Origin of the sequence: Bartonella tamiae Th239, assembly GCF_000278275.1 — a bacterium.
GTDB lineage: Bacteria > Pseudomonadota > Alphaproteobacteria > Rhizobiales > Rhizobiaceae > Bartonella > Bartonella tamiae.
This window is the reverse complement of record NZ_JH725147.1, coordinates 1,489,345-1,502,105: the sequence shown is the minus strand read 5'-3', so window position 1 is coordinate 1,502,105 and position 12,761 is coordinate 1,489,345. Positions and strand designations below refer to the sequence as shown.

16 protein-coding genes are annotated in these 12,761 nt (G+C 37.0%); 12 read left to right on the top strand and 4 right to left on the bottom strand.

What is annotated here, in order from left to right:
* Window positions 1-52: 52 nt before the first annotated feature.
* Window positions 53-586: a hypothetical protein gene (locus ME5_RS06790; protein ID WP_008039628.1), complete on the top strand. Its 534-nt coding sequence runs from the start codon at window positions 53-55 to the stop codon at window positions 584-586.
* Between the two features lie 2 nt (window positions 587-588).
* Here the strand turns inward: ME5_RS06790 and ME5_RS06785 are convergent, their stop codons facing one another.
* Window positions 589-1,128: a flavin reductase gene (locus ME5_RS06785; RefSeq protein ID WP_008039626.1), complete on the bottom strand. Its 540-nt coding sequence runs from the start codon at window positions 1,126-1,128 to the stop codon at window positions 589-591.
* 211 nt (window positions 1,129-1,339) lie between these two features.
* Here ME5_RS06785 and rpe point away from each other — a divergent pair, with 211 nt between their 5' ends.
* From rpe to ME5_RS06770, 3 genes are all read left to right on the top strand, one after another.
* Window positions 1,340-2,014 (top strand): ribulose-phosphate 3-epimerase, encoded by a 675-nt coding sequence (gene rpe, locus ME5_RS06780; protein WP_008039625.1) that lies wholly within the window; start codon window positions 1,340-1,342, stop codon window positions 2,012-2,014.
* 11 nt (window positions 2,015-2,025) lie between these two features.
* The gene (gene purB, locus ME5_RS06775) at window positions 2,026-3,333 is read left to right on the top strand and encodes an adenylosuccinate lyase (RefSeq protein ID WP_008039619.1); all 1,308 of its coding nucleotides are present in this window, start codon (window positions 2,026-2,028) and stop codon (window positions 3,331-3,333) included.
* A 79-nt stretch (window positions 3,334-3,412) separates the two neighbouring features.
* Window positions 3,413-3,961, top strand: a complete 549-nt coding sequence (locus ME5_RS06770; RefSeq protein WP_008039614.1) for an alpha/beta hydrolase — start codon at window positions 3,413-3,415, stop codon at window positions 3,959-3,961.
* Window positions 3,962-4,058: 97 nt separating this feature from the next.
* On the opposite strand, the gene ME5_RS06765 is transcribed toward ME5_RS06770, so the two are convergent.
* A complete protein-coding gene (locus ME5_RS06765) occupies window positions 4,059-4,382 on the bottom strand; it encodes a DUF1476 domain-containing protein (protein WP_008039612.1) in 324 nt (107 codons plus the stop codon).
* Window positions 4,383-4,578: 196 nt separating this feature from the next.
* Between ME5_RS06765 and purC the strand changes: the two genes are divergently transcribed.
* From purC to ME5_RS06725, 8 genes are all read left to right on the top strand, one after another.
* Window positions 4,579-5,343 (top strand): phosphoribosylaminoimidazolesuccinocarboxamide synthase, encoded by a 765-nt coding sequence (gene purC, locus ME5_RS06760; RefSeq protein ID WP_008039610.1) that lies wholly within the window; start codon window positions 4,579-4,581, stop codon window positions 5,341-5,343.
* A 44-nt stretch (window positions 5,344-5,387) separates the two neighbouring features.
* Window positions 5,388-5,627, top strand: a complete 240-nt coding sequence (gene purS, locus ME5_RS06755) for a phosphoribosylformylglycinamidine synthase subunit PurS (RefSeq protein WP_008039608.1) — start codon at window positions 5,388-5,390, stop codon at window positions 5,625-5,627.
* 12 nt (window positions 5,628-5,639) lie between these two features.
* On the top strand, window positions 5,640-6,308 hold the full coding sequence (gene purQ, locus ME5_RS06750; protein ID WP_008039606.1) for a phosphoribosylformylglycinamidine synthase subunit PurQ: 669 nt from the start codon (window positions 5,640-5,642) through the stop codon (window positions 6,306-6,308).
* Window positions 6,305-6,712 (top strand): hypothetical protein, encoded by a 408-nt coding sequence (locus tag ME5_RS06745; protein ID WP_008039601.1) that lies wholly within the window; start codon window positions 6,305-6,307, stop codon window positions 6,710-6,712. Before purQ ends, ME5_RS06745 begins: the two co-directional genes overlap by 4 nt.
* 21 nt (window positions 6,713-6,733) lie before the next feature.
* On the top strand, window positions 6,734-8,944 hold the full coding sequence (purL, locus tag ME5_RS06740) for a phosphoribosylformylglycinamidine synthase subunit PurL (protein WP_008039594.1): 2,211 nt from the start codon (window positions 6,734-6,736) through the stop codon (window positions 8,942-8,944).
* A 47-nt stretch (window positions 8,945-8,991) separates the two neighbouring features.
* Entirely contained in the window at window positions 8,992-9,225 is a 234-nt protein-coding gene (locus ME5_RS06735) for a BolA/IbaG family iron-sulfur metabolism protein (RefSeq protein ID WP_008039593.1), read from the top strand.
* Between the two features lie 97 nt (window positions 9,226-9,322).
* Entirely contained in the window at window positions 9,323-9,655 is a 333-nt protein-coding gene (gene grxD / locus ME5_RS06730; protein ID WP_008039592.1) for a Grx4 family monothiol glutaredoxin, read from the top strand.
* Window positions 9,656-9,744: 89 nt separating this feature from the next.
* Entirely contained in the window at window positions 9,745-11,022 is a 1,278-nt protein-coding gene (locus ME5_RS06725) for a multidrug effflux MFS transporter (RefSeq protein WP_008039591.1), read from the top strand.
* 47 nt (window positions 11,023-11,069) lie between these two features.
* On the opposite strand, the gene ttcA is transcribed toward ME5_RS06725, so the two are convergent.
* Together ttcA and rpsD are read right to left on the bottom strand one after the other, a co-directional pair.
* Window positions 11,070-11,903 (bottom strand): tRNA 2-thiocytidine(32) synthetase TtcA, encoded by an 834-nt coding sequence (gene ttcA / locus ME5_RS06720; protein WP_008039590.1) that lies wholly within the window; start codon window positions 11,901-11,903, stop codon window positions 11,070-11,072.
* A gap of 85 nt (window positions 11,904-11,988) precedes the next feature.
* Window positions 11,989-12,606: a 30S ribosomal protein S4 gene (gene rpsD, locus ME5_RS06715; RefSeq protein ID WP_008039589.1), complete on the bottom strand. Its 618-nt coding sequence runs from the start codon at window positions 12,604-12,606 to the stop codon at window positions 11,989-11,991.
* Window positions 12,607-12,761 lie beyond the last annotated feature (155 nt).

Sequence of the window (12,761 nt, the reverse complement as noted above, 5' to 3'; positions counted from 1 at the left end):
AAATGTTATAAATTGCTTCTTCTTTTGAGTTATCATCTATAGGCTATTATCTATGAAAAATATTTATGCGTTATGTTTGGCACTTGTTTTCCTGACTTTGTCATTTATTGGACAAACCTTTGCAGCGGATGATGATGCGGATTTTTTTCGTTTAATTGAAGGAAAATGGTCCGGTCCGGGAGAAGTTGTAGCTGGTAAATATAAAGGATCAAAATTTATCTGCAACTTTGCTGGTATTTCACAATTAGAAAATGCAGGTTTGATTTTAGATGGAAATTGCCGATTGGGTGTGTTTTCACAACCAATGAAAGCGACTGTTACAAAACATACAACAGGATTTCGCGGTGCATTTAATGATGGCGCAAAAGGCGATGGGGTTGACATTGTTTCGGGAAAAATTGGTAATGATCATATGGTTTTTGGTTTAAATAGAAATAAATTAAATGGCGCTATGCTTGCAAGATTAGAAGATCAAAACTCGATGAATATTACAGTATCTGTAAAAATAAATGATGATCTTGTTCCTGTTCTGGGCTTAAAACTTAAACGAAGTGGTGATGTTGCACGTGATGTGGCAAAAAAATAATTTTAATCATTTAATGGTAATGTTTTATAGTCTCTTTCCAGATATAGAAGCACATTTTTTGAAGCGTGTTTTTGAAGAGCGACAACTTCACCAATCAAAACAAAATGTGTCGCGTGAACATGCCAACTTACCAATTGGCAATCCAACGAAAGTGGTGCATCACTAAGAACGGGTGCAGAAGTTATTAACGTTGTCCATTCGGCTTTATGAAAACGCTCTTTTTGGCTTAGCTTTCCTCTTCCAGCAAATATATTTGAAAGCTCTTGATGGTGCCCAGACAATGTATTGACGCAAAACCGGCCATTATCAATAAATAATTGATTTTCTTCACTTTGACGTCTGACACATGCCAAAATTGTTGGTGGTTCATCTGATAAAGAACAACAAGCAGATATTGTAACACCACGCTTACCACTTTTACCATCTGTCGTCAAAAGGTGAACTGCTGCGCCAAACTTACTCATTGCATCGCGATAATCTTGCGAAGACACGTTTGGGATTGAGCAATCTTTTTTTAAACTTTTATTTATTTCTTTTGTCATTATTTTGACTTATAGAACTTTCATAATCTTTCAAGGGCATACATTCACTAAAAAAATATAGCCTTTATTCACTTTAATGCCCATTTAGTAAAAATGACATTTAATATCTTTATTACTTATAATAAAACCTTCCTGCAATGTGGAACACATTAAATTTTTGTTTAATCTATGAGAGTGTCGTGTTAGGAGACACTGATAGCAGGAGAAAATAATGCCGCGACAAGATATCATTGCCCCTTCCATACTTGCATCTGATTTTTCAAAATTAGGAAAAGAAGTCACAGATGTTATTGAAGCAGGTGCTGACTGGGTTCATATTGATGTGATGGATGGACATTTTGTACCCAATATTACATTTGGTCCGGAGGTTATAAAAGCTATTCGCCCTTTAACATCTGCTATTTTTGATGTTCATTTGATGATTTCACCTGTTGATCCTTATTTGGAGGCTTTTGCAAAAGCAGGCAGTGATATTATTACAATCCATGCAGAAACGACACCGCATATTCATCGTTCCTTACAAGCAATTAAAGCCTTAGGGAAAAAAGCTGGTATTGCTCTTAATCCAGGTACTTCTGAACATCATATTGATTATTTATTGGATTACGTTGATCTTATATTGGTTATGACAGTAAATCCCGGTTTTGGTGGGCAAAGTTTTATTAAAGAAACAGTTGAAAAAATAAAAAAAATTCGCGCACTAATTGGTCAACGCCCTATTGATCTTGAAGTCGATGGTGGCATCACAAATGACACAATTGGTGTTACTTCAAAAGCTGGCGCAAATGTTTTTGTTGCAGGTTCTGCAATTTATAAAAATGCTGATAAACAGATCTATAAAAAACGCATTGAAGATTTACGTAAAGCTATTCATCTTGCAATATAAGGATTTAGACTATGATACCGCGTTATTCTCGCTCCGAAATGGTTGCTATTTGGTCACCAGAAACGAAATATCGCATCTGGTTTGAAATAGAAGCTCATGCTTGTGATGCTCTTGCAGAGATTGGCGTCATTCCAAAAGAATCTGCAAAGACTATTTGGGAAAAAGGGAAAGCTGCAAAATTCAATGTTGATCGTATTGATGAAATTGAAGCTGTGACAAAGCATGATGTCATTGCTTTTTTAACTCATTTAGCTGAATTTATAGGTCCTGATTCACGCTTTGTCCATCAGGGTATGACATCCTCAGATGTTTTGGATACAACTCTCAATGTTCAATTAATGCGGGCGTCTGATCTGCTTATAAAAGATTTGGATGATCTTCTTGTTGCTTTAAAAAAACGCGCTTTTGAACATAAAGAAACAGTTACGATCGGCCGTAGTCATGGAATTCATGCTGAACCAACAACATTTGGGGTTAAATTAGCTTTGGCTTATGCCGAATTTTCTCGATGTCGCAGCCGTCTTGTTGCAGCGCGTGAAGAGATAGCAACTTGTGCGATATCTGGTGCGGTCGGTACTTTTGCAAATATTGATCCGCGCGTTGAAGAGCATGTTGCAAAAGCTTTAGGAATGCGTCCGGAACCAGTCTCCACACAAGTGATACCGCGTGACCGTCATGCAATGTTTTTTGCAACATTAGGTGTTATTGCATCTTGTGTAGAACGTCTTTCTGTTGAGATTAGACATCTTCAGCGAACAGAAGTTTTAGAAGCTGAAGAATATTTTTCTCCGGGGCAAAAAGGTTCATCAGCCATGCCACATAAGCGTAATCCTGTTTTAACAGAAAATTTAACTGGTCTTTCACGCATGGTCCGCTCCTACACAATACCAGCGATGGAAAATGTAGCTTTGTGGCATGAGCGTGATATTTCTCATTCTTCCGTTGAACGTTTTATCGGTCCAGATGCAACGATTACCTTAGATTTTGCACTTGTTCGTTTAACCACTGTCATTGATAAATTGCTTGTTTATCCTGAAACGATGATAAAAAACATGAATAAATTTCGTGGTTTGGTTCATTCTCAGCGCGTTTTACTCGCATTAACGCAAGCAGGTGTTAGTCGTGAAGACGCTTATCGTTTAGTACAAAAAAACGCTATGAAGGTTTGGGAAGAAGGCAAAGATTTTCTGGATGAACTTCTTGCAGATAAAGATGTTCGTAATGTTTTGAGTGAAGATGATATACGTGAAAAATTTGATCTTGCATACCATACAAAGCATATTGATACGATATTTCAACGTGTTTTTGCTGATGAATGAGAATAATATTCTTTATCAGTTCAGTAAACAAATCATATTATAATTACGTTAATTTCGATGCTAACGTTGAGGAATTTTAATGAAAGCAAATCAGCTCGATATTCTTATTGTGCCTGGTTATACAGGTTCAGGACCTGAACATTGGCAAACACGGTGGGAGCGTAAACTTTCAACTGCACGTCGTGTGGAACAGGCAGAGTGGTCAAAACCTGTTCGGCAAGATTGGATCTATGAATTAGAAAAGGCTGTCTCTGTAGCACAAAAGCCCATAGTGATTATTGCTCATTCTTTGGGCGTTCCTACTGTCATTCATGCTGTTCCTCGCATTGCAAAGAAAATAAGTGGTGCTTTTTTAGTGGCTCCGCCCGATGTTGCTAATCCAGCCATTAGACCAAAACATTTGATGACTTTTGGTCCTTATCCAACAAATAAACTGCCATTTCCTTCACTTGTCATTGCAAGCCAAAATGATGATTATTGTGAATTCAATGTTGCAAAAAATATTGCAAATGATTGGGGTGCCTTATTTTTAGATGCTGGAGAATCAGGCCATATAAATGTTGCTTCAGGACATGGCCCATGGCCTGAGGGGCTTATGGTTTTTTCTCAATTTATAGCAAATTTGTAATGAGTAGAATATTGTAAATATTGCACTCATTATCTTTTCAAACATTAAGTGGAACTTTTTAAGCCATTCGGTAAAGTAAAAACTATCATTTATGGATTTATTTAATACTTTGAAAATGCGATAAGGCTTCTTGCATAAATTGTTCCATTTTTTCACGTAATTCTTTTTCATTCATTGGATGATTTGATTCGTGAAAAGAATTTAAAATTGTCGCAACAACACCGTCTTCTTGTCCATTTTCAATACCGATCATTACAATTTTTTTGGCAAAATCTTCTGCTACTTCACCTGTTTTACCAAGTTGTTTTGCAGCCCATAATCCTAACTGGCGATTACGATAAGAATCAGCTTTAAAGCGTAATTCTTCATCCAAGACATATTTTTTTTCATACGCCGCTTCACGCTCTTTCATGGAAACCATCAAATTTACTCCTATTTTACTATTGTTATGATGCACATTATTTTACTGTCTTTAAGTATTATATTTTAATTCTGTAAAAAAGTAAAAATGCCCGATATAAAAATTCGGTGTAGAATGAAAGCAATCATTGTGAATGATTCCCTTTTAGGTTACTAAATAAGACAATTCCAATATATCTTTAAAATAGAGAGACAAGATGAATCGTCGCCACCGTATTTATGAAGGCAAGGCAAAAATCCTCTATGAGGGTCCGGAACCTGGTACATATATTCAGTTTTTTAAAGACGACGCGACTGCGTTCAATGCCAAAAAACATGAAATTATTGATGGAAAAGGCGTTTTAAACAATCGAATTTCTGAATATATTTTTATGCAATTGGATCGATTAGGAATTCCTACACATTTTATTAAGCGTATGAATATGAGAGAACAACTCATAAAAGCAGTTGAGATCGTTCCTTTGGAAGTTGTAGTTCGTAATGTTGCAGCAGGCTCGCTTTCAAAGCGCTTAGGTATTGCTGAAGGAACTCTTTTGCCGCAAGCTCTTATAGAATATTATTATAAAAAAGATGAACTTGATGACCCCATGGTTTCAGATGAGCATATTACTGCTTTTGGATGGGCAACACCGCAAGAACTTGAAGATATTATGCAGCTTGCTATACGTATTAACGACTTCTTATCTGGCCTATTTACAGGTGTGGGTATTCAACTTGTTGATTTTAAAATGGAATTTGGTCGTTTATGGGAAGGTGATTTAATGCGTATTGTTCTTGCGGATGAAATCTCACCTGATTCTGCTCGTTTATGGGATATTCATACTAAAGAAAAAATGGATAAAGATCGTTTTCGTCGTGATATGGGGGGGCTTGTTGAAGCTTATCAGGAGGTTGCGCGTCGTCTTGGAATTATGAATGAAAATGAGCCTCCTCGTCCATCAGGACCAGTTCTTGTAAAGTGATAAAACATTTGGCTTAACGAATGATTATAAATGAGGAAAAACAAATGGAAGCAAGAGTTAGCGTCACTCTTAAAAATGGTGTTCTTGATCCACAAGGAAAAGCAATCGGCGATGCTTTGCAAAGTTTGGCGTTTCAACATGTGCAATCGATAAGGCAAGGAAAAGTATTTCATATCATTTTAGATGACATGCCAAAAGAAAAAGCACATGAACAACTTACTATGATGTGTGAACAATTATTAGCCAATACAGTTATTGAAAACTATCATATTGATATACTTTAGGTGAATTTTGCCATGAAAACAGCCGTTATTCAATTACCTGGACTCAATCGTGATCGTGATATGATTACTGCGTTACATGAAATAACGGGTATTAAGCCATTGCAAATCTGGCAAACAGAAACAACAATCCCTGATGTTGATTTGATTGTTATTCCCGGTGGTTTTTCCTATGGAGATTATTTACGATGTGGTGCAATTGCCGCGCGAATGCCTGTTATTCGTGCAGTTATAGAAAAAGCGGCACAAGGCGTTAAAGTCATGGGCGTATGTAATGGATTTCAAATTCTTTTAGAGGCAGGTGTTTTAAAAGGCGCTTTAATGAGAAATGCTTCTTTAAAATTTGTATGTCGAGAAATAAAGCTAGAAGTCACCAATGCGCATACAGCTTTTACACGCGGTTATACACACAAACAAATTATACGTTGTCCAGTAGCACATCATGATGGAAATTATTTTGCTGATGAAGAGACTTTAAAACGACTTGAAGGAAATGGACAGGTTGTTTTTCGATATATAGAAGGAACCAATCCCAATGGTTCTATCAATAATATTGCGGCAATTACCAATGAAAATGGTAATGTCCTAGGTTTAATGCCTCATCCTGAAAATTTGATTGATGCAGCGCATGGCGGAAAAGATGGTCGGGCTTTGTTTGCTGGCGCTTTAGGGGTGGCTGCGTGAAGACTTATGGATTAAATGTAATTCCTGTTTTGTTTTTGGTGTTTTTTTTAAATGCTTGTAACATATCGGATATTGGTCAAATAGAATTAACAAGTCAAAAATCACCGCTTACAACGATGGAGCATATTGCATTCACAGCAAATAAATGTTGGTTCATAAATGACAAGGATATTTTTCATTCATACCGTTTGGCTCCAGAATTACAATCATATTCAGGACGACCGCGTATCCTTTTAGTGCCTTATGAAAATCCTGATCAACGGCCTTTACTTGTTGTTGAAGCACAAGGAAATCCTACGGTTGTCAGTTCTTATGGTCCTTTGTTACATAGCCCGCTTGGCAAAAATATTGCAAATGACCTCACACGATGGGTTAAAGGTGATGATCGATGTTCAAAATCTTAAATTTCGATGGAGATTTTATCAATGAGCGTAAATAATGATATTGTGATTAGCCCTGAAATCATTGCCGCTCATGGTTTAAAGCAAGATGAATATGAGCGAATTTTAAAGTTGGTTGGCCGTACACCGACATTTACAGAACTCGGTATTTTTTCAGCAATGTGGAATGAACATTGTTCTTATAAATCGTCGAAAAAATGGTTAAAAACGCTTCCAACAACAGGAAAATGCGTCATTCAAGGTCCAGGTGAAAATGCTGGTATTGTTGATATAGGTGATGGGGATTGCGTCGTTTTTAAAATGGAAAGTCATAACCATCCGTCTTTTATTGAACCTTATCAAGGAGCAGCGACTGGTATTGGTGGTATTTTGCGCGATGTTTTTACGATGGGAGCGCGTCCTGTTGCTGCAATGAATGCCTTGCGCTTTGGTGATCCTAACCATCCTCGCACGAAACATCTTGTTTCAGGCGTTGTCTCTGGTATTGGTGGTTATGGAAACTCTTTTGGGGTTCCAACTGTTGGTGGTGAAGTTAATTTTGATAAAAGATTTAATGGCAATATTTTAGTTAATGCTTTTGCAGCTGGAATTGCTAAAACGGACGCTATTTTTTACTCGAAAGCAGAAGGTGTAGGCCTTCCTGTAGTCTATTTAGGAGCGAAAACAGGTCGTGACGGTGTCGGTGGAGCCACAATGGCCTCTGCAGAATTTGATGATACGATTGAAGAAAAACGTCCTACTGTTCAAGTTGGTGATCCATTTACAGAAAAATGTCTTTTAGAAGCTTGTTTAGAATTAATGGCTTCAGGTGCTGTCATTGCGATTCAAGATATGGGCGCAGCTGGTCTTACCTGCTCAGCTGTTGAAATGGGAGCAAAAGGTGATTTAGGTATTGAACTTAACCTTGATCAAGTTCCCGTGCGTGAAGATAATATGTCGGCTTATGAAATGATGCTTTCAGAAAGCCAAGAACGCATGTTGATGGTTTTAAAACCTGAGTTAAAGGATAAAGCCGAAGATATTTTTCATAAATGGGGCTTGGATTTTGCTGTAGTTGGAAAAACAACAGATGATTTAAGGTTTCGTGTCTTTCATCAAGGTATAGAAGTTGCCAATCTTCCTATTAAGGATTTAGGTGATGAAGCGCCTGAATATGATCGCCCATGGGTTGAACCAAAAACATTTGAAGATCTATCTAATGAAAAGGTACAGCAGGTCGATGATCTTGGAAAAGCATTACTAAATATTCTTCATTCCCCTGATAACAGCTCACGGCGTTGGGTTTATGAACAGTATGATACGCTAATTCAGGGGAATAGTTTAGTAAAACCAGGCGGTGATGCTGGTGTTATTCGTGTTGATGGTCATGCACATAAAGCATTGGCTTTTTCTTCTGATGTGACACCGCGCTATTGTGAGGCTGATCCCTATGAAGGAGGCAAACAAGCCGTTGCAGAATGTTGGCGCAACATCTGTGCCACGGGTGCTACTCCTCTTGCTTCTAGTGATAATCTTAATTTTGGTAATCCTGAAAAACCTGAAATTATGGGACAACTGGTTTTTGCGATTAAAGGCATTGCTGAAGCTTGTAAAGACCTCGATTTTCCGATTGTTTCAGGTAATGTTTCACTTTACAATGAGACACATGGTGAGGCTATATTACCAACTCCAACAATGGCAGGAGTTGGATTGTTGTCTGATTGGACCCAAATGGCAAAAATCGATGCAATGCAAGATGAAGATATAATTATATTGATTGGTGCATGTGGATCTCATCTTGGGCAATCCGTTTATTTACGAGATATTTTGCATAAAAATGAAGGCACTGCACCTTGTGTTGATCTTGCTCTCGAAAAAAAACATGGTGTATTTGTGCGGCATTTGATTCAATCAGGTTTAGTGAATGCATGTCATGATTTATCGGATGGTGGTTTTGCTCTTGCTTTAGCAGATATGGTGATTCACTCAGGTAAAGGTGTACATATAAAATTATCAGGAAAAACGCCTCCACATGCAGAATTGTTTGGAGAAGACCAGTCGCGTTACATTGTTGCAATCAAGGCCAACAATTTGTCCACGTTTAAAGAAGAAGCACAAAAAAATAATATTACTTATTCAAATATGGGAAAAGTCAAAGGTGATTCTTTCCAAGTTGAACATTATTTTAATCTTTCCATATCAGAACTAATAGATTCCTATGAAAAATGGTTTCCAAACTATATGGATGCCGAATAAATTGTATCGCACTATCAATCAAAAATAATTTAAATAGGAGAGTATTTATGGCTATGGAAGCGCATGCTATTGAAAAACTCATTCGGGAAGGCATACCTGATGCCATCGTTACGATACGTGATTTAGCTGGTGATGGAGAACATTACGCTGCTGAAGTTATCTCGGAAAGCTTTCGAGGTAAAAATCGTGTTCAACAACATAAAATGGTTTATGATGCTCTTCAAGGAAATATGGGCGGTATTTTACATGCGCTTGCCTTACAAACCAGTGTTCCTGATTAAAAAATAATTTTAGTGCTCTTGTGATAAGTATTGGAAAAGCATAATTAGTTATAAGGTTGAAGAAAAATTATAATGAGAGGGATGAAAGGAAAAAAACATGAGTGCCGCCCGTGAATTTATTGATAATGAAGTCAAATCTCATGACGTTGTTGTATTTATGAAAGGCACGCCCGGATTCCCACAATGTGGTTTTTCAGGCCAAGTCGTTCAAATACTTGATTACTTAGAACTTGATTATAAAGGGATCAATGTTTTAACGTCAGATGAATTGCGTCAAGGAATTAAAGATTATTCCAACTGGCCAACAATACCGCAACTTTATGTAAAAGGTGAATTTGTTGGTGGTTGTGATATAATCAGAGAAATGTTTCAAGAAGGTGAACTGCAAAAGTTACTTGAAGAAAATGGAATTACTGTTAAAACAGTCTAATACACTTATAACATGAAATTATTTACAAATAATATTATGAATGAAAAGCGCCGATCTTAGATCGGCCTTTTTTCATTTTGAGGATTCTAATGTCACAATTATCTTCTGAGCAAAATCACATAAATTCGGTAAAAGCCCGACTTGGTTATATAGAGTTTGTCATTATGATTGCAGTTTTAATGGCAACCAATGCCATTGCGATTGATATCATGTTACCGGCTATGGGAGAAATTAAGCGAAGTCTTAATGTGACTGGCGTTAATGATCACCATTATATTATTTTTTGTTATCTTGTTGGCTTTGGATTTTCACAGGTATTTTTGGGTCCTATAAGTGATCGATTTGGGCGTCGTATACCAATCATAATAAGTTTAATATTGTATTCGATAGCTTCAGCAGCTTGCGCATTTGCTCCAAGTTTTGCGGGTCTCTTAGTATTACGTGCCATTCAAGGTGTTGGGGCCGCAGCAACTCGCGTATTAACGGTTTCGATTGTTCGAGATATTTATGATGGACGAAAAATGGCTGAAGTCATGTCCATCGTGATGATGGTTTTTATGATCGTTCCAATTATTGCCCCCGCTACAGGTCAAGCAATTATGATATTTGAACACTGGCAACTCATATTTCTTTTTATGGCAGTTGCGGGTGTAATCATAACTTTTTGGGTTTATTTTCGTCTTCCTGAAACACTCTATGAAAAGCGTCCTTTGACATTTTCTTCTGTTGGAACAGGACTATGGGTTGTTATATCTAATCGGGCAGCTTTGTGTTATACGCTAGCCTTTTCTGTGTTGCTTGGTAGCCTTTTTGCTGCGTTAAATACGGCAGAACAAATTTATAATGGCATTTATGGATTAGGTGTTTGGTTTCCTTTAGCATTTGCAACTGTTGCAACATTTCAAGCGTTATCAGCATTTCTGAATGCACGTTTTGTCGGAAAATATGGTATGCGGCGCATTTCTCACGTTTTATTGATGATATTTTGCTTTGCATCTTTTATCTGGTTTATTTGGTCTATAATTGCTGGTGGAAATATCCCCTTTGTTTTTTATATGATTTTATTCACTATCATTATGTTTTCATTCGGTGGTATGGGCGCTAATTTTAATTCTCTTGCTATGGAACCATTAGGCAAAGTTGCAGGCACAGCCTCGTCTGTTTTTGGATTTCTACAAACGGTACTTGGTGCTGGACTTGGATTTATTATTGGTCAACAATTTAATGGGTCAACAATTCCTATAGCTGCAGGCTTTTTCATTTTAGGAAGTGTTGCAGTGATTTTAGTTCTTATTGCTGAAAACGGACGTTTGTTTAACCAATCAGTCCATTTAATTAATAACGACAATATACCGAAAAAAGATTAAACTTTTTGGGGTATTAATCTTTGATATATTTTATTAAAAATGAAATTTTATAAAGAATTGAAATCAAAAAGCTTATTATCAAGTAGATGACTTGGACGTACATTTGTTAAAGCACGTATCATCGTGTCTTTACGTCCAGGCATCTTTTTTTCAATTTCGCTTAACATTGCTTTCATTATGTTGCGTTGTAAACCATCTTGGCTTCCACATAAATTACAGGGAATGATAGGAAAATTCATTGCCTGTGAAAATTTTTCCATATCTTCTTCTGCCGTATAAATCAGAGGACGCAATACTGTAATATCACCTTCATCATTTAAAAGTTTTCCAGGCATTGCAGCAAGACGTCCACCATGAAAAAGATTCATAAAAAAAGTTTCCAATGCATCATCACGATGATGACCTAAGATTAATGTAGAACAATTTTCTTCACGTGCAACACGGTAAAGATGTCCACGACGCAAACGTGAACAAAGTGAACAATAAGTCTGACTTTCAGTAAGTTTATCCGTAACAACAGAATAAGTGTCCTGATATTCAATACGATATGGAATATCATATTTTTCAAGATAATTTGGCAATATATGTTTGGGAAAATTTGGTTGTCCTTGATCAAGGTTACATGCCAAAAGATCAACAGGCAGAAAACCACGCCACTTAAGGTCTAGTAAAATAGCTAGCAAACCATAGGAATCTTTGCCACCTGATAAAGCTATAAGCCATTTCTCACCGGGCTTTATCATTGAAAAATCTTCAAAAGCTTGCCGAACATGTCTTAAAATACGTTTACGCAATTTATTAAATTCAACTGTTGAAGGAACATCATAAAACATTGGATGGCATCCATCAACAAGAGCATTTACATCAAACGATGCATTCATGTTTTTTCCCTTCAAACATTAAATTTCTTACAAACAAAAACAGGGAGCGTGAGCTCCCTGTATAGATCATCACGATTCAAAATGTTTAACGTGAATAGAATTCGACAACCAGATTTGGTTCCATCTGCACAGCATAAGGAACGTCAGAAAATGAAGGAACTCGTGAATATGTCGCAACCATCTTATTATGATCAGCGTCGATATAATCTGGTACATCACGTTCAGCCAATTGTGTTGCTTCGAGAACAAGGACTAACTGTTTGGATTTTTCACGGACTTCAATCACATCACCGGCTTTACAACGATAAGATTGAATATTTGTCCGCTTACCATTAACATTCACATGTCCATGGTTTATAAACTGGCGTGCAGCAAAAATAGTTGGAACAAATTTTGAACGATAGACAATTGCGTCAAGACGTGATTCTAAAAGTCCAATGAGATTTTCGCCAGTATCACCACGACGTCTAATTGCTTCTTCATAAGTTTTACGAAATTGTTTTTCAGAAATATCGCCATAAAAGCCTTTAAGCTTTTGTTTTGCACGAAGCTGAACACCATAGTCAGAAAGTTTACCTTTACGGCGTTGTCCGTGTTGACCGGGTCCATACTCACGACGATTAACTGGAGATTTTGGTCGACCCCAAATATTTTCACCCATACGTCGGTCAATTTTATATTTTGCAGATTCGCGCTTGCTCATCGCATTTCCTTCTCAAAAATAAAAAGATAAGAAATCTTACCTTTAAGGAAACGCACCCTCCTCTGTCTTTTTAAACAAAAGACTGACAGAACAATCAGCGCACGCTTTGCACGATTGTACACGGGACACGTTTAATGAATTTGTATAAGACAATC

Coding starts and splice junctions, on each gene's coding strand:
- ME5_RS06790 (WP_008039628.1), top strand. CDS start 53: ATGAAAAATATTTATGCGTTATGTTTGGCACTTGTTTTCCTGACTTTG.
- ME5_RS06785 (WP_008039626.1), bottom strand. CDS start 1,128: ATGACAAAAGAAATAAATAAAAGTTTAAAAAAAGATTGCTCAATCCCA.
- rpe (WP_008039625.1), top strand. CDS start 1,340: ATGCCGCGACAAGATATCATTGCCCCTTCCATACTTGCATCTGATTTT.
- purB (WP_008039619.1), top strand. CDS start 2,026: ATGATACCGCGTTATTCTCGCTCCGAAATGGTTGCTATTTGGTCACCA.
- ME5_RS06770 (WP_008039614.1), top strand. CDS start 3,413: ATGAAAGCAAATCAGCTCGATATTCTTATTGTGCCTGGTTATACAGGT.
- ME5_RS06765 (WP_008039612.1), bottom strand. CDS start 4,382: ATGGTTTCCATGAAAGAGCGTGAAGCGGCGTATGAAAAAAAATATGTC.
- purC (WP_008039610.1), top strand. CDS start 4,579: ATGAATCGTCGCCACCGTATTTATGAAGGCAAGGCAAAAATCCTCTAT.
- purS (WP_008039608.1), top strand. CDS start 5,388: ATGGAAGCAAGAGTTAGCGTCACTCTTAAAAATGGTGTTCTTGATCCA.
- purQ (WP_008039606.1), top strand. CDS start 5,640: ATGAAAACAGCCGTTATTCAATTACCTGGACTCAATCGTGATCGTGAT.
- purL (WP_008039594.1), top strand. CDS start 6,734: ATGAGCGTAAATAATGATATTGTGATTAGCCCTGAAATCATTGCCGCT.
- ME5_RS06735 (WP_008039593.1), top strand. CDS start 8,992: ATGGCTATGGAAGCGCATGCTATTGAAAAACTCATTCGGGAAGGCATA.
- grxD (WP_008039592.1), top strand. CDS start 9,323: ATGAGTGCCGCCCGTGAATTTATTGATAATGAAGTCAAATCTCATGAC.
- ME5_RS06725 (WP_008039591.1), top strand. CDS start 9,745: ATGTCACAATTATCTTCTGAGCAAAATCACATAAATTCGGTAAAAGCC.
- ttcA (WP_008039590.1), bottom strand. CDS start 11,903: ATGAATGCATCGTTTGATGTAAATGCTCTTGTTGATGGATGCCATCCA.
- rpsD (WP_008039589.1), bottom strand. CDS start 12,606: ATGAGCAAGCGCGAATCTGCAAAATATAAAATTGACCGACGTATGGGT.